Origin of the sequence: Streptomyces sp. NPDC007907, assembly GCF_042959365.1 — a bacterium.
Classification (GTDB): domain Bacteria; phylum Actinomycetota; class Actinomycetes; order Streptomycetales; family Streptomycetaceae; genus Streptomyces; species Streptomyces indiaensis.
The window spans coordinates 293,624-309,138 of the sequence record NZ_JBIBKR010000008.1 but is presented as its reverse complement, the minus strand read 5'-3'; the positions used below and the strand labels follow the sequence as shown (position 1 = coordinate 309,138).

The window sequence follows — 15,515 nt, the reverse complement described above, 5'->3', positions numbered from 1 at the left end:
GCGATGCGCTGAGCGCGCGCTCAGGCCCATGCTACTTATGGGTAACGTAGCTGCACAGTCCTGGCGGGTGGAGCGGTGAAGGTCACACCTTCGGGGGTGACGTGGACCCTCTCGGCGTCAGTAGCGGCGTAGGCACGGGCTGTGATCCGGCCGCGTCCGCGTCCCCGGGTGATCACGGAGAACAACGTCCGGGGCCACGCCGCTCCAAAACCGTGCACGTCATGGCTCATCGCCGACAGCGTCGGATGCGTCAGCCGGCACAGCTGTGAGTCGTCCCAGTCCGGCAGCGCCACGTCCTCCGGCCCCCGCAGCCGCCCTCGGAAGATCTTGGCGTGATCTCGACGTCGCTGTTCCGCTTCAAGGGCCCCTTCGGAACCCACGGGGAGACGATCCCGGCGGGAGCGATCCTGGTGATCGTCCCCACCTCGGTCGTGTTCCCTGACGCCCCGAGGGGCGCGGGGCTGTGTCGAATGCGGCTCCGCCGCGTCGGCGCGACAAGCCGAAGACCACCCGCAGCCGCCGCACGACGAGAAACCCGACGGCGGCTAGGCCTCCTTGACGGACAGCGCCTCCACGAGCACCGGTGTGACCTGCTCCACCTGCCACGGCCGAGCCCCGTGTCCGGCCAGGGCCGTGGCCACCGACTCCGCGTCCACGACCGCCGGAGGCTCCCAGCACACCCGCCGCACCGTGTCCGGGGTGATCAGGTTCTCCTGCGGCATGTTCAGCTGTTCGGCCAGCGCCGTCACCCCGGCCCGGGCCGCGGACAACCGTGCCGCGGCCGCGGGATCCTTGTCGGCCCAGGCGCGCGGCGGCGGAGGGCCGGCCACCGGCTGCCCCGGCTGCGGCAACTGCGCCTCGCTCAGCGCCTTCGCCCGGTCCACCGCCGCCTGCCACTGCTCCAGCTGCCGCTTGCCGACGCGGTGGCCGAATCCGTTCAGCGCGGCCAGCGCGTGCACATTGGCCGGAACCGCCAGCGCGGCCTCGACGATGGCCGCGTCCCCGAGCACCTTGCCGGGCGAGACGTCCCGCCGCTGCGCGATCCGGTCCCGGGTCTGCCACAGCTCCCGTACGATCGCCAGCTGGCGCCGCCGGCGCACCTTGTGCATGCCGGACGTACGCCGCCACGGGTCCTTGCGGGGCTCGGGCGGGGGAGCCGAGGCGATCGCGTCGAACTCCTGGCGGGCCCATTCGAGCTTGCCCTGCCGGTCCAGCTCCTTCTCCAGCGCGTCGCGCAGGTCGACGAGCAGCTCGACGTCCAGCGCCGCGTAGCGCAGCCAGGGCTCGGGCAGGGGCCGGGTCGACCAGTCGACCGCGGAGTGGCCCTTCTCCAGGGCGTAGCCCAGCACGCTCTCGACCATCGCGCCGAGGCCGACCCGGGGGAACCCGGCGAGCCGCCCGGCCAGCTCCGTGTCGAACAGGCGGGTGGGCACCATGCCTATCTCGCGCAGGCAGGGCAGGTCCTGGGTGGCGGCGTGCAGCACCCATTCGACGCCGGACAGGGCGTCACCGAGGGCGGACAGGTCGGGGCAGGCCACGGGGTCGATCAGGGCCGTCCCCGCGCCCTCGCGGCGCAGCTGGACGAGGTAGGCGCGCTGCCCGTAGCGGTAGCCGGACGCGCGCTCGGCGTCGACGGCGACGGGCCCGGTCCCCGCCTCGAAGGCGGCGATCACCCGGGCCAGGGCGGTCTCGTCGGCGATGACGGGCGGAATGCCCTCACGCGGCTCCAGCAGAGGGATCGGCGCCTCCGTAACAGAAGATCCGCCGTCGTCCGGAGGGGCGCCTCCGGTGGTTCGCAGTGGGCCGTCTGCTGCGGTGTCGTGGGCGTCGGTCACCTGTCAAGGGTATCCATGTATGGACAGCGCCCGCCGACGGAACGTTCCGTCGGCGGGCGCCGGGGGGTCGCAAACCAGTCATGTCGGGGAAGCGGCGGGTTCACGAACCGTGAGTGACGTGAACGGGGCCGGCGGCCGGTCCCGCGTCACGTAGGAGAAGGGTCACGAAGGGCCGGTGTGGAGCGGGTCAGTGGATGATTCCGGTCCGCAGCGCCACCGCGACCATGCCGGCGCGGTCGCCCGTGCCGAGCTTGCGGGCGATGCGGGCGAGGTGGCTCTTGACGGTCAGGGCGGACAGGCCCATCGAGACGCCGATCGCCTTGTTCGACTGGCCTTCCGCGACCAGTCGCAGCACCTCGACCTCGCGGCCGGACAGTTCGCGGTAGCCGCCCGGGTGGCTCGGGGCACCCGGGGGGCGGCGGTGCAGGCGGGCGGCGGCGGCACCGATGGGGGCGGCGCCCGGCCGGGTGGGGAGCCCGACGTTGGTGCGGGTGCCGGTGACGACGTAACCCTTCACGCCGCCGGCGAGTGCGTTGCGCACGGCGCCGATGTCGTCGGCGGCGGAGAGGGCGAGCCCGTTGGGCCAGCCCGCGGCGCGGGTCTCCGACAGCAGCGTGAGGCCGGAGCCATCCGGCAGGTGGACGTCTGCGACACAGATGTCGCGGGGGTTGCCGATGCGGGGACGAGCCTCCGCGATGGACGAGGCCTCGATGACGTCGCGCACACCGAGCGCCCACAGGTGGCGGGTGACGGTGGAGCGGACGCGCGGGTCGGCCACGACCACCATGGCGGTCGGCTTGTTCGGGCGGTAGGCGACCAGGCTTGCGGGCTGCTCGAGGAGAACGGACACCAGGCCTCCTGGGGTGCGGGACGGGGCCGGCTCGGGGGGATGAAGCCGGGACGAACCGTGCTTTCAAGGTCACAGTCGTCTTCGGCACCAAACCCGTCCGCCTTTAGAGAATGATCACGATTCGGTGATAACAATCCGTGCAATTCGGACACGCGGTCGATCATTCGAAGGCCGGACGGTTTCGGTCTGCGTCGGTACGCGGTCGAAAGTGGCCGTATCGACAAAGTGATTCGGCCAAGAGGGGTACTCAGGTGTGATCGTCGACCGGACATGGTTGACCGCCCCGCACAAGGTCGATCAGTGCGGGGCGGTCAGAGGTCGTTCAGGCAGGTCAGAAGCTGGTCAGCGGGACTGCGGACCCCGTCGCTGCGGCAGCGTCACCACCGAGGCGTCGCCGGGGACGGCCGGGGGGAGCCCCGCGATCTGGGCGAGCAGATCGCACCAGGCCGCCAGGTGCGCCGCCGTGTCCGGGACGCCGCCCAGGCCCTCGCGCGGCGTCCAGGACGCGCGGATCTCGATCTGCGAGGCGGCCGGGCGCGCCGACAGCCCGCCGAAGTAGTGGGAGCTCGCGCGTGTGACGGTGCCGCTCGGCTCTCCGCCGGTCAGCCCCCGGGCCTGGAGGGCGCCCGTCAGCCAGGTCCAGCACACCTCCGGCAGCAGCGGGTCCGCCGCCATCTCCGGCTCCAGCTCCGCGCGCACCAGCGTCACCAGCCGGAACATGCCCCGCCAGGCGTCGTGCCCGGCCGGGTCGTGCAGCAGCACCAGCCGGCCGTCGGCCAGGTCCTGGTCGCCGTCGACGACCGCGGCCTCCAGCGCGTAGCTGTGCGGAGCGAGCCGCTTCGGCGGGGGTGTCGGCTCTACCTCGATCTGGGGCCGCAGCCGCGCCGCCTTGAGCGCGTCGACGGCGGCCCGGAAGGGCAGCGGGGCGGAGTCCGCCTCCCGCCGGTCGTTCTCGGTGTCCTTCGCTTCGTCCATTCCGCCAGCGCCGTCCGACAGTCGTCCCTGAGCCGCAGCCATGCGGGAAGATTACGGGGACCCGAGCCGAGGTGCGGGGCTAGACACCCCGCACCTCTCCAGGGGCTGAATCACGCCGTTCCACGCCGTGCGAAACTTGGCCCCGTGAGTGCCAACGACGCCCCCCGGGCCCAGCAGCCGTCCGCCACGTACGACTCAGCCTTCCTCAAGGCCTGCCGGCGCGAGCCCGTACCGCACACACCGGTGTGGTTCATGCGACAGGCCGGGCGCTCACTGCCGGAGTACCGCAAGGTGCGCGAGGGCATCCCGATGCTCGAGTCCTGCATGCGGCCTGAGCTGGTCACCGAGATCACGCTGCAGCCGGTGCGCCGGCACGGCGTGGACGCGGCGATCTACTTCAGCGACATCGTCGTCCCGCTCAAGGCCATCGGCATCGACCTCGACATCAAGCCCGGCGTCGGCCCGGTCGTCGAGCGTCCCGTCCGCACCCGCGCGGACCTCACGCAGCTGCGCGACCTGACCCCCGAGGACGTCTCCTACGTCACCGAGGCCATCGGCCTGCTGACCGGCGAGCTCGGCGCCACGCCCCTCATCGGCTTCGCCGGCGCCCCCTTCACCCTCGCCAGCTACCTCGTCGAGGGCGGCCCGTCCCGCACGTACGAGAACGCCAAGGCGATGATGTACGGCGACCCGGAGCTGTGGGCCGACCTGCTGGACCGTCTCTCGGACATCACCGCCGCGTTCCTGAAGGTGCAGATCGAGGCGGGCGCCTCGGCGGTCCAGCTGTTCGACTCCTGGGCCGGCGCGCTGGCCCCCGTCGACTACCGCCGATCGGTGCTCCCGGCCTCGGCGAAGGTCTTCGAGGCCGTCGCCGGCTACGGCGTCCCGCGCATCCACTTCGGCGTCGGCACCGGCGAGCTGCTGGGCCTCCTGGGCGAGGCCGGCGCGGATGTCGTCGGCGTCGACTGGCGCGTTCCGATGGACGAGGCCGCCCGCCGGGTCGGTCCCGGCAAGGCGCTCCAGGGCAACCTCGACCCGACGGTGCTGTTCGCCCCGACGGAGGCCGTCGAGGCCAAGACCCGCGAGGTCCTGGACTCGGCGAAGGACCTCGAGGGGCACGTATTCAACCTGGGACACGGCGTCATGCCGTCCACGGACCCGGACGCCCTGACGCGGCTGGTCGAGCACGTGCACACGCTGACCGCGCGCTGACGCGGGGCCCGATCGGCCGGTTCGGTGAACGCGGCCGCACGGGCGTGCGTATGTGTCGGCAACCGCCCGCGGCGCGGGGAAGGCGGGTCGCGGGGCCGACGTGAGGAACAGGCGATGAACGACCGAGCTACTCCTGCCATGCACGCACTGCCCGACGGTGAGGCGGAGCTGACGCTGGTGGTGCGGCTGCCCTGGGAGGACGTGGCCCGCCTCGGCCAGGAGGCGGGGCGGCTGGCGACCCAGTTGCGGCGGCCCGTGACGCTGGAGGAGGCGGTGAACCACCGGTTGCGCTCGACACGGGTGGCCTCGCACGCGAAGCCGGCGGGGGAACAGCCGCCGGCGGTGACGGCCGGGGCCGCGTCGGTGTCCTCGTTGCCGTCGCGGCCGCCGGCCGAGCAGGCGCGGCAGGCGATCGACCGGATCAACGGCACGGCGGGGACGGCGTAAGGATTCGCCGCAGGGGTGCGGGATCGTTGCCGAGTGCGCGACGTCTGTGGCTCGTCGCGCAGTTCCCCGCGCCCCTGGGGCGAGCTCCGCCCCCCTTTTACAACGAACCGCGCACCTTCGCCGCCGCCTTGCGGGCCGCTACCAGGACCGGGTCCCAGACAGGGGAGAACGGTGGGGCGTAGCCGAGGTCCAGGGCCGTCATCTGTTCCGCCGTCATGCCCGCCGTGAGGGCGACCGCCGCGATGTCGACCCGCTTGCCCGCGCCCTCCCGGCCGACGATCTGGACGCCGAGGACGCGGCCCGTGCGGTGCTCGGCGAGCATCTTGACCGTCATCGGGGAGGCGTTCGGGTAGTAGCCCGCCCGGCTGGTCGACTCGATGGTGACCGACTCGAAGCGCAGGCCCACCCGGTGGGCGTCCTTCTCGCGCAGGCCCGTGCGGGCGATCTCCAGGTCGCAGACCTTGCTGACCGCCGTGCCGACCACGCCCGGGAAGGTGGCGTAACCACCGCCGGCGTTGGTGCCGATGACCTGGCCGTGCTTGTTGGCGTGGGTGCCGAGCGGGATGTGCCGCTCCTGGCCCGAGACCAGGTCGAGGACCTCGACACAGTCGCCGCCGGCCCAGATGTTCTCCCGGCCGCGCACCCGCATCGAGCGGTCGGTGAGGAGACCGCCGTGCGGGCCGAGGGGGAGGCCGGCGTCCCGCGCGAGGGCCGTCTCCGGGCGGACGCCGATGCCGAGCACGACGACGTCCGCGGGGAACTCGCGGTCCTGGGTGACCACCGCCCGCACCGCCCCGTCGTCGCCGGTCAGGATCTTCGTGACCTCGGCGTCGTTCACCATCGTGATGCCCAGGCCCTCCATGGCCTCGTGCACCAGACGGCCCATGTCGGGATCGAGGGTCGACATGGGCTCGCTGCCGCGGTTGACGACCGTCACCTCGTAGCCGCGCTTGATGAGCGCCTCGGCCATCTCCACACCGATGTACCCGGCCCCGACGACCACCGCGCGGCGGCCCCGCGTGTGCGCCAGTGTGTCGAGGAGCGCCTGGCCGTCGTCCAGGGTCTGCACCCCGTGCACCCCGGCCGCGTCGGCCCCGGGCATGTCCGGCCGGATCGGGCGGGCGCCGGTCGCGATCACGAGCTTGTCGTACGACGTCCAGGACTCCTCGCCGGAGTCGACGTCCCGGGCGCGTACCCGCTGCCCGTCGAGGTCGAGTTCCACCACCTCGGTGCGCAGCCGCAGGTCGATGGCGCGGGCGCGGTGCTCCTCTGGGGTGCGGGCGACGAGCTGGTCCCGGTCGGTGACGTCGCCGCCGACCCAGTAGGGGATGCCGCACGCCGAGTACGACGTGAAATGGCCTCGTTCGAACGCCACGATCTCCAGCTCGTCGGGGCCCTTCAGACGGCGCGCCTGGGACGCCGCGGACATGCCCGCGGCGTCACCGCCGATGACGACCAGTCGCTCCCGTGTACGGCTCATGTTCATGCGAACACGCTACGGGAGCAGGCCACTTCAGTCCCGCTCACCCGGCGTTCCCCGCTGCGCGGACTCGGGTGCCGGCCGTGCGGTCGGCAGCGGGCCCAGCGTGGTCGCCGCGGACGCGGGTGCGGGGCGGCGCGGGAGCCGGGGGCGTACGACGCGCAGCCACAGCCAGACGATCAGCGCGGCCACCGCCGCGAACGGCAGGACGGCGCCGAGGACCACGGTGAGCCAGCGCAGCATCGTCACGAAGGCGTTCCAGCCGCCCGCGAGCGCGTCCACGAACCCCGGGTCGTCGTCCTTCGTCTCCTGCTTCACCGGGGTCTCGGACAGCGACAGCGTGACGGTGGCCAGGCTGGTGCGGTCCTTCAGGGACTTCTGCCGGGCGAGCAGCGCCTCCAGGTCGGCCTGGCGGGTGCTCAGCTCGCCCTCCAGGGTCACCACGTCGCTGAGCTCGGTGGCCTGGTCCATCAGCTCGCGGATCCTGGCCACGCTGGCCCGCTGCGTCTTGATCCGGCTCTCCACGTCCACGACCTGGTCGGTGACGTCCTCGGCCTTCGCGTTGCGGTCGAGGAGCTTGCCGGCGCCCTCCAGACCGGCGAGGACCTCGTCGTACTTCTCGACGGGCACGCGCAGCACGACCCGGGTGCGCTCGTGGCCCTCGGCGTCCCGGGTGGTGGTCTCGTCGCCGACGTAGCCGCCCGCGTTCTGCACACCGGTGCGGGCCTGGTCCAGGGCCTTGGGGACGTCCTTGACCTGCACGGTCAGGGAGGCGGTGCGGATGATGTGGCCCGGGGTGAGCTTCGGCGGTGCCGTGGCCTTCGCGCCGCTCCCGGTGCCGCCGGGGGCGGCCTCGCCCGAGACGCCCTTGTGGTCCGCCCCGCGGTCGGCGGCGGAGCTGCTGCCGCCCGACGCGTCGTCCCCGGCGCTGCACCCGGTGAGGGCGAGGGCGCCCGCCACCAGGAGTGCGGCCAGGGCCGACGCGGGGTGTCGTACGGATCGTCGTGTGCACATGCGGGCATCCCCCCGGGTGGATTCTGCTGACGTTTCTTCGACGCCCGGACGGCGCGGATCGTTTGGCCCGGGACGGTTCCGATGCGGTCACGGTCGGGACTCGTGAAGGACACCGGGGCGCGGCGGCGCTGTCGGTGAGGTCTGAGAGGCTGGGGGCATGCGCGAAGTTCAAGGGCGGGTCGTCGTCATCGGGGCGGGTGTCGCGGGGCTGGCCGCCGCGCACCGGCTGCTGGAGCGCGGGGCGCGGGTGACCGTGCTGGAGGCCTCCGGCCGGGTCGGCGGCAAGCTGCTGCCCGGGGAGGTCGCGGGCGCCCGCGTGGACCTCGGCGCCGAGTCGATGCTGGCCCGCCGCCCCGAGGCCGTGGCACTCGCCCGCGCGGTGGGCCTCGCCGACCGCCTCCAGCCCCCGGCCACGGCGACGGCCTCGCTGTGGACCCGCGGCGCCCTGCGCCCCTTCCCCAAGGGGCATGTGATGGGCGTGCCCGGCACCGCGTCCGCCCTGGCCGGAGTGCTCTCCGAGGAGGGCCTCGCCCGCATCGAGCAGGACGCCGAACTGCCCCGCACCGAGGTCGGTGACGACGTGGCGGTGGGGGAGTACGTGGCGGAGCGCCTCGGCCGCGAGGTCGTCGACCGTCTGCTGGAGCCCATGCTGGGCGGGGTGTACGCGGGCGACGCGTACCGCATCTCCATGCGCTCGGCCGTCCCGCAGCTCTTCCAGGTGGCCCGCACCCACACCTCCCTGACGGAAGGGGTCCGCGAGCTCCAGGCCAGGGCGGCCGCCGCCCAGGGGCAGACCGGCCCGGTGTTCATGGGCATCCGGGGCGGCATCGGCACCCTGCCCCTCGCGGTGGCCGACTCCGTCCGGGCACGCGGGGGCGAGATCCTCACCCGGACGCCGGTGAGGGAGCTGCGTCGCACACCCGAGGGCGGCTGGCAGGTCGTCTCGGGTGAGCGCGAGTGGCGCGCGGACGCCGTGGTCGTCGCCGCCCCCGCCCCCGTCGCCGCCCGGCTGCTGCGCGCCGAGACCCCCGGGGCCGCCGCCGAGCTCGACGCCGTCGAGTACGCCTCCATGGCCCTGGTCACCCTCGCCTACCGCCGCGGCGAGACGGCCCTGCCCGACGGCAGCGGCTTCCTCGTACCGCCGGTCGACGGACACACCATCAAGGCGTCCACGTTCGCCTCGCAGAAGTGGGGCTGGATCGCCGACGAGAACCCGGACCTGGTCGTCCTGCGCACCTCTGTCGGGCGGTACGGCGAGACGGAGATCCTCCGGCGCGACGACAGCGAGCTGGTCGAGGTCTCCCGGTGCGACCTCAAGGCGGCGACGGGCCTCGACGCCGCCCCGGTCGCCACCCGCGTCACCCGCTGGGACGACGGTCTGCCCCAGTACCCCGTCGGCCACCACGCGCGCGTGGCCCGCATCCGGGAGCACGTCGCGCGCCTGCCCGGCCTCGCCGTCTGCGGCGCCGCGTACGACGGCGTCGGCATCCCCGCCTGCATCGCGAGCGCCCGGGCCGCCGCCGACCAGATCCACGGCGACCTGCGGGGTGTGCAGGAGCTCACCGCCCACCCGGTGCAGAGTCTGCACGGCGGAGCGGGAGAATGAGAGGCATGAGTGACGACGCCTCCACCACGGCCTCCAGCGCCGGGCCCGACCGCATCCCGAACAAGGGCAAGCTGGCCAAGGACCTCAACGAGGTCATCCGCTACACGCTCTGGTCCGTCTTCAAGCTGAAGGACGTCCTCCCCGAGGACCGCACCGGGTACGCCGACGAGGTGCAGGAGCTGTTCGACCAGCTCGCCGCCAAGGACGTGACGGTCCGCGGCACGTACGACGTCTCGGGCCTGCGCGCCGACGCCGACCTCATGATCTGGTGGCACGCGGAGACCAGCGACGCGCTGCAGGAGGCGTACAACCTCTTCCGCCGGACGAGGCTGGGCCGCGCCCTGGAGCCCGTCTGGTCGAACATGGCGCTGCACCGCCCCGCCGAGTTCAACCGCTCGCACATCCCGGCGTTCCTCGCCGACGAGACGCCCCGCGACTACGTGAGCGTCTACCCCTTCGTGCGCTCCTACGACTGGTACCTGCTGCCCGACGAGGACCGCCGCCGCATGCTCGCCGACCACGGCAAGATGGCCCGCGGCTACCCGGACGTGCGCGCCAACACCGTCGCCTCGTTCTCCCTCGGCGACTACGAGTGGATCCTCGCCTTCGAGGCGGACGAGCTGTACCGCATCGTCGACCTCATGCGTCACCTGCGCGCCTCGGAGGCCCGCCGGCACGTCCGCGAAGAGGTGCCGTTCTACACCGGCCGCCGCAAGGACATCGCCGAGCTGGTCGCCTCGCTGGCCTGATTCAGCGGACGCTCCCGTGAGCCGCGGCCCCGGCACGGCCCGGGGCCGTCGGTTCCGGCTCGGCGTGCGGGACCGAGGGTTTCGGCTCGGCGTGCGGGACCGAGGGTTTCGGCTCGGGGTGCGGGGGCGAGAGTTTCGGGCCGGCCTGCGGTGCCGAGGGTTTCGGCTCGGCGTGGGGGGCGCACCCCGCGCGCCGTCCCGGCAGCCGCCCCTCCAGCAGATACGCCTCCACATGTCCGTTGACGCAGGCGTTCGGGCCGCCCGCCAGCCCGTGGGTGCCGGCGTCCCGCTCCGTCACCAGGACCGAGCCCGCGAGACGGCCGTGGAGTGCGAGGGCGCCGTCGTACGGGGTGACGGCGTCCCGCTCGGCGGCCAGGATCAGCGTCGGCGGCAGCTCGCCCGGCCCGGTGCCGACGTCGAGCGGCCGCTGCCGGGGCACCGGCCAGAAGGCGCACGGCAAGTTCGTCCACACGTTGTCCCAGGTCGCGAAGGGTGCCACCCGTGCGAGCCGGGTGTTGTCCCGGTCCCACACCGCCCAGTCCGTGGGCCAGGGGGCGTCGTTGCACTCGACGGCCAGGTACACCGCGCGTGAGTTCTCCGCCTCCGCCGCCGCCTCCGGATGCTGCTCCGCCTGCTCGATGAGGGGCTCCGGGTCGCCCTTCAGGTACGCCGACAGCGCGTGCGCGCGGTGCGGCCACAGGTCGTCGTAGGAGGCGGCCTGCAGCAACGCCTCCTGCAACTGGCCCGGCCCGACCTTCCCGCCCGCCGGTTCGGCGGCCAGTCGCGCGCTCGCCCGCTCATAGCCGCGCAGCACCTCGCGCGCGGTGGTGCCCAGCCCGTACACGTCGTCGTGGCGGGCGATCCAGGCCCGGAAGTCCGCCCAGCGCCGCTCGAACGCCGCCGACCGGGCGAGGTGGTTGCGGTACCCGATGCGGCCGGGGCCGGGGTGGACGGCCGAGTCGAACACCATCCGCCGCACATGCGCCGGGAACAGGGTCGCGTACAGGGCGCCGAAGTACGTTCCGTACGACGAACCCATGAAGGTCAGCCGCTCCTCGCCGAGCGCGGCGCGCAGGACGTCGAGGTCGCGGGCGTTGTTGAGGGAGTGGTAGTGCCGCAGCACGTCACCGGCCCGCTCGGCGCAGCCACGCGCGTACGCCTTCGCCCCCGCGATGCGTTCCCTCTTGTACGACATGGAGGGCCGGGCAGGTGCCTGCGAGGGCCCCGTGAAGAACTGCTTCGGGTCCGTGCAGGACAGCGGCGCCGAACGGCCGACGCCGCGCGGCGCGTAGCCGACGAGGTCGTACGCCGCCGCGATGCGCTTCCACTCGGGCAGCAGGCCGATGAGCGGGAAGTACAGGCCGGTGGCACCCGGGCCGCCCGGGTTGTGGACGAGGGCGCCCTGCCGGAGGACCTGGTGGCCGCCGCCCCTCGGGTCCTTCCGCGTGGCCCGGGCCCTGCTGACGGAGAGTTCGATCTGCTCGCCGTCCGGGCGGGCGTAGTCCAGGGGGACGCGCACCGTGCCGCACCTCATGCTGCCGGGCAGGTCCTGCGCGTCGGGGCAGGGGCCGAAGTCGACGCCGGCCGCCTTCGCCCGGGCGGCCGCCACGGCCGTGCCGCGCCGCTCCGCCGCTCCCGTCGGGTCCGTGGTGTCCGGGGCCCCGGCGAGGGTGCTCAGCAGCAAGGACCCGGCGGCCGAGTAGAGGAGGGCGGCTCTCATGCGTATCCCTTCGGTGCACGGTGGCGACGCAAGGGATGTTTCGTCCGGGCCGGGGGGAAGGCAAGCACCGGCGACCGGTGTCGGGGCCCGTACCTCCGAGCGCCCCCGGTCGGTCAGTCGTGTGCCTCGCGGTGCGCGAACGCGGCGCGCAGATCCGGTTCGCCGATCGCGCCGACGCCGCGCACGGCCACCGAGGTGAGGAACGTGCGGTCGTCGGCGGTGTCGTCCGCGCTGCGGGTCAGCGCACCGAGCAGCTGCCGGCCGGCCGGGGAGGCCCAGCGCGAGTAGGGGTGGATCTCGATCCGCGCGACGGCCAGGCAGCTCAGGGCCAGGGTGAGCGGCAGCGCGAACCACAGGGCGACCAGGTGCCGCGGCATGTCCGGCGCAGTGGGCGTCAGCAGGGCGGCCACGCCCAGTCCGAGGACGGCGACGGCGGCGACACGGACCTGCCGCACGGCCGCCGCGACCGTCGTGCGGGCGCTGTCCGGTACGGCGAGGCCGGCGCGCACCAGCCCCTCGGCGATCCCGCGCACCGCGTCCGCCGTGGCGGCCGTGGACCGTACCGGCGCGATCCGGGACTGCCCCTCGGGGCCGATGGCCCCTATCACCGACCGCTCCATGTCGTCCCGCCCGCGCGGGTCGACGACCGTCGCCCAGCCGGTGTGGGCGAGCAGCAGCCGACGCTGACGGGCCATGGCGACCAGCGTCACGTCGGCGACCCGGCGGGGGCCGCCGGAGAGGAACGCCGCCTCGTACAGCGTGAGTTCACGACCCCGGCCGGTCTCCGCGGCCACGGCTGCGGCGCGGACGGCGGCCAGGCACAGACGCGTGCACGCCGTGCCGGCCACGGCCCAGGCCGCCAGCAGGAGAAGAACCCAGAGCATATGTTGTTTGTATGTGACACGGTCCCGAGAACACCATGCCCTGTTCACGATCCGGACGGAGTGTTGTCGGTATGTGACGTTCCGTTTCACTCCGGGGGCGGCCTGTAGGCGGGCGGCGGGAGCATGTAGTCCGACGAGGACGGCGACGGGGTGGACGGCGACCCGGACGGTGACGCGGACGGCGACGAGGGTGGGACGGCGAGTCCCGGGGCGGTCGCGGGGGGAGTGCCGCCCGCGGTCAGGTCGCGGGCCACGGCGTCGAAGTCGACCTGACCCGTGGCCTCCAGGACTTTGATGTGATCGAGGACGGTCGTGTTGGCGTCGTCTGCGAGTTCGCGCACCAGGGAGTTGCGGGTGCTCGCACGGACCTGGGCGACGACCGGGAACACCGTGCCGTGGGCCACCCGCAGGACGGTGGCGAACTCGCGGTCGTACTCCGCGCCCCGCGCCCGGTCGAGCCGGTCCAGCCACTGCTTCTGCTGCGCGTTGGGCTCGTCGGGCAGGGCGAGGTCCAGCCGGGCGGCGACGCCACGGACTCGCTCGTCCAGGAACCGGTGCCCCTCGACGAGATGCCGGCCCGCCGTCCGGACGGCGGGTGTGGTCCCCTTCGCCTGCGCCTGCCGCCCCGCGGGCAGCTCCCACAGCCCGGCCAGCCGGACCTTCGTGAGGAAGTCCTGGTCGAGCGCGGACAGCGGGCCGTAGCGCGTCTGCAGGGTCTGGGCGCTCAGCACGTTCGGGGTCGTCCCCGGCCGGTCCCAGTACGACCAGATCGGGAAGACCAGCGCGGCGAGCGTCGCCGTCAGGCACGTGACGATGAGCCCGGTGCCGCTGAAGATGCCTCGGCCCTTGACGGGGGGTCGCGGTCGCATGGTGGTGCCTCCTGGTACGGCACCGCACGCTAGTGCGCTACGGATGCGGAGGTGACATGTTACTTCTGGGTCTACGTCAGCTGCCGTACGGGGATGAATGGTTGTTTCGGGGGTGGTCGGGGACGAATGTGGGACATGAGACGAGTGTCATGTCGGTGCGAACCGGGGCGAATCCTCCGGACGCTTTTTCGCGTGTGTGCCGCCTGTTAGTCGCGGCACACTCCGGAGCGCACGCCCGGGCCGGTGCGACTAGCCCAGCCGGGTCCTTAGGGCCGTCCGGACGCCGTCGCGGCGGTGCGTCCCGTGGCCGCCGCACGCCCGATGGGCCATGTTGCTGAGCGTCGAGCCGATCGGGCTCCGGCCGGACGCGAATGGAGGCCCGCGGTGGGTGAGCTGTACATCGACGGCGAGTGGACGCAGGCGGCAGCCGGCGGCCGACGTGACGTGGTCAACCCCTACGACGCCTCGCTGGTCACCACCGTCGACGAGGCCGACGCCACCGACGTCGACCGCGCCGTGCGCGCCGCCCGGCGCGCCTTCGCCGAGGAGGACTGGGCCGACCTCCCCACCCGCCGCCGGGCCGACCTCCTGCTGCGCGTCCACGACCTGCTGCTGCGCGACCGCGAGGACATCGCCCGCACCGAGACGCTCGACACCGGCAAGACGCTCGCCGAGGCCCGGATCGACGTGGAGGACGTGGCGAACGCCTTCCGCTACTACGCCGAACTCGCTGGCAAGGACGGCGGCCGGGTCGTCGACGTCGCCCCGGACGTCCTCAGCCGCGTCGTCTACCAGCCGGTCGGCGTGTGCGCGCTCATCGCCCCCTGGAACTACCCGCTGCTCCAGGCCTCCTGGAAGGTCGCCCCGGCGCTGGCCGCCGGCAACACCTTCGTCCTCAAGCCCAGCGAGACCACCCCGCTCACCACCATCATGATGATCCGGCTCATCGAGGAGGCCGGCGCCCCGCCCGGGGTGGCCAACCTCGTGCTCGGCTCGGGGGCGACCGTGGGCGCGGCCCTGACCCGCCACCCCGACGTCGACCTGGTCTCCTTCACCGGCGGCCTGAACACCGGCCGGGCCATCATGGCCGCCGCCGCAGCCGAGGGGCCGCGGAACATCGCCCTGGAACTGGGCGGCAAGAACCCCAACATCGTCTTCGCCGACGCCGACTTCGACGCCGCCGTCGACTACGCCCTGGACGCCGCCTTCCTGCACTCCGGGCAGGTCTGCTCGGCCGGATCACGCCTGCTCGTCGAGGACTCCCTGCACGACCGGTTCGTCGAGGCCTACGCCGAGCGCGCCCGGGCGATCCGGCTCGGCAACGGCATGGAGGACGGCATCGAGAGCGGCCCGCTCAGCTCCGCCGAACACCGCGAGAAGGTCGAGGGCTACATCGCCCTCGGCAAGGAGGAGGGTGCCCGGCTCGTCACCGGCGGCACCCGCCCCGACGACCCGGCCCTCAGCCGCGGGTTCTTCCTGCTGCCGACGATCTTCGCCGACTGCGACCGGTCCATGCGCATCGTCCAGGAGGAGGTCTTCGGCCCGGTCGTCACCGTCGAGCGCTTCCGCACCGAGGACGAGGCGGTGGAACTGGCCAACGACACCCGCTACGGCCTCGCCGGCGGCGTGTGGACCTCCGAAGCGAGCCGCGCCCAGCGCGTCGCCCAGCGGTTGCGTCACGGCACCGTGTGGATCAACGACTTCCACCCCTATGTACCGCAGGCCGAGTGGGGCGGCTTCGGCCGCTCCGGCGTCGGACGCGAGCTCGGCCCCACGGGGCTGCGCGAGTACCAGGAGGCCAAGCACATCTACCAGAACCTCGCCCCCGCCCCCTCCGGCTGGTTCAAGGGCTGACCACCGACACCACCGTCCGC

Annotated in this window: 13 protein-coding genes and 2 pseudogenes; 6 read left to right on the top strand and 9 right to left on the bottom strand. The window is 73.3% G+C overall.

The features are described from left to right. Positions 1-82: 82 nt before the first annotated feature. Positions 83-302 (bottom strand): annotated as a pseudogene (locus ACFZDI_RS30945) (substrate-binding domain-containing protein); the annotation flags it as partial. 12 nt (positions 303-314) lie between these two features. On the opposite strand from ACFZDI_RS30945, the pseudogene ACFZDI_RS30940 reads away from it, so the two are divergent. Continuing rightward, positions 315-437: pseudogene (locus ACFZDI_RS30940) on the top strand (carbohydrate ABC transporter permease); the annotation flags it as partial. A 108-nt stretch (positions 438-545) separates the two neighbouring features. Here ACFZDI_RS30940 and ACFZDI_RS30935 read toward each other — a convergent pair. The 3 genes from ACFZDI_RS30935 to ACFZDI_RS30925 all read right to left on the bottom strand — a co-directional run bounded on the left by ACFZDI_RS30935 (position 546) and on the right by ACFZDI_RS30925 (position 3,702). Further along, positions 546-1,835 (bottom strand): HRDC domain-containing protein, encoded by a 1,290-nt coding sequence (locus ACFZDI_RS30935; protein WP_391254997.1) that lies wholly within the window; start codon positions 1,833-1,835, stop codon positions 546-548. Between the two features lie 187 nt (positions 1,836-2,022). Further along, positions 2,023-2,685, bottom strand: a complete 663-nt coding sequence (locus ACFZDI_RS30930) for a response regulator transcription factor (protein WP_003993737.1) — start codon at positions 2,683-2,685, stop codon at positions 2,023-2,025. A gap of 342 nt (positions 2,686-3,027) precedes the next feature. Further along, positions 3,028-3,702 carry a DUF3000 family protein gene (locus ACFZDI_RS30925; RefSeq protein WP_391254994.1) on the bottom strand — a complete coding sequence of 225 codons (675 nt, stop codon included), beginning with the start codon at positions 3,700-3,702 and terminating at the stop codon, positions 3,028-3,030. Between the two features lie 102 nt (positions 3,703-3,804). On the opposite strand from ACFZDI_RS30925, the gene hemE reads away from it, so the two are divergent. Then, positions 3,805-4,872 carry a uroporphyrinogen decarboxylase gene (gene hemE, locus ACFZDI_RS30920; RefSeq protein WP_391254991.1) on the top strand — a complete coding sequence of 356 codons (1,068 nt, stop codon included), beginning with the start codon at positions 3,805-3,807 and terminating at the stop codon, positions 4,870-4,872. 114 nt (positions 4,873-4,986) lie between these two features. Further along, positions 4,987-5,319, top strand: a complete 333-nt coding sequence (locus ACFZDI_RS30915) for a hypothetical protein (RefSeq protein WP_234846481.1) — start codon at positions 4,987-4,989, stop codon at positions 5,317-5,319. 97 nt (positions 5,320-5,416) lie between these two features. Here the strand turns inward: ACFZDI_RS30915 and ACFZDI_RS30910 are convergent, their stop codons facing one another. Together ACFZDI_RS30910 and ACFZDI_RS30905 are read right to left on the bottom strand one after the other, a co-directional pair. Beyond that, positions 5,417-6,805 (bottom strand): FAD-dependent oxidoreductase, encoded by a 1,389-nt coding sequence (locus ACFZDI_RS30910; RefSeq protein ID WP_361109972.1) that lies wholly within the window; start codon positions 6,803-6,805, stop codon positions 5,417-5,419. A gap of 27 nt (positions 6,806-6,832) precedes the next feature. Continuing rightward, on the bottom strand, positions 6,833-7,813 hold the full coding sequence (locus tag ACFZDI_RS30905) for a DUF4349 domain-containing protein (RefSeq protein ID WP_391254987.1): 981 nt from the start codon (positions 7,811-7,813) through the stop codon (positions 6,833-6,835). Between the two features lie 157 nt (positions 7,814-7,970). On the opposite strand from ACFZDI_RS30905, the gene hemG reads away from it, so the two are divergent. Both hemG and hemQ read left to right on the top strand, forming a co-directional pair. Continuing rightward, the gene (gene hemG, locus ACFZDI_RS30900) at positions 7,971-9,419 is read left to right on the top strand and encodes a protoporphyrinogen oxidase (protein ID WP_391254984.1); all 1,449 of its coding nucleotides are present in this window, start codon (positions 7,971-7,973) and stop codon (positions 9,417-9,419) included. A 5-nt stretch (positions 9,420-9,424) separates the two neighbouring features. Beyond that, positions 9,425-10,168: a hydrogen peroxide-dependent heme synthase gene (hemQ, locus tag ACFZDI_RS30895; protein ID WP_234846477.1), complete on the top strand. Its 744-nt coding sequence runs from the start codon at positions 9,425-9,427 to the stop codon at positions 10,166-10,168. A gap of 1 nt (position 10,169) precedes the next feature. Here the strand turns inward: hemQ and ACFZDI_RS30890 are convergent, their stop codons facing one another. From ACFZDI_RS30890 to ACFZDI_RS30880, 3 genes are all read right to left on the bottom strand, one after another. Further along, complete coding sequence (locus ACFZDI_RS30890) at positions 10,170-11,888, bottom strand: alpha/beta fold hydrolase (RefSeq protein ID WP_391254981.1); 1,719 nt, start codon at positions 11,886-11,888, stop codon at positions 10,170-10,172. 113 nt (positions 11,889-12,001) lie between these two features. After that, on the bottom strand, positions 12,002-12,772 hold the full coding sequence (locus ACFZDI_RS30885) for a TIGR04222 domain-containing membrane protein (RefSeq protein WP_361109982.1): 771 nt from the start codon (positions 12,770-12,772) through the stop codon (positions 12,002-12,004). Positions 12,773-12,858: 86 nt separating this feature from the next. Then, a complete protein-coding gene (locus ACFZDI_RS30880) occupies positions 12,859-13,641 on the bottom strand; it encodes a DUF4142 domain-containing protein (protein ID WP_391254979.1) in 783 nt (260 codons plus the stop codon). A 384-nt stretch (positions 13,642-14,025) separates the two neighbouring features. Here ACFZDI_RS30880 and ACFZDI_RS30875 point away from each other — a divergent pair, with 384 nt between their 5' ends. Next, positions 14,026-15,495, top strand: coding sequence for an aldehyde dehydrogenase family protein (locus ACFZDI_RS30875; RefSeq protein WP_391254977.1), 1,470 nt, complete (start codon positions 14,026-14,028; stop codon positions 15,493-15,495). The last annotated feature ends 20 nt before the right edge of the window (positions 15,496-15,515 follow it).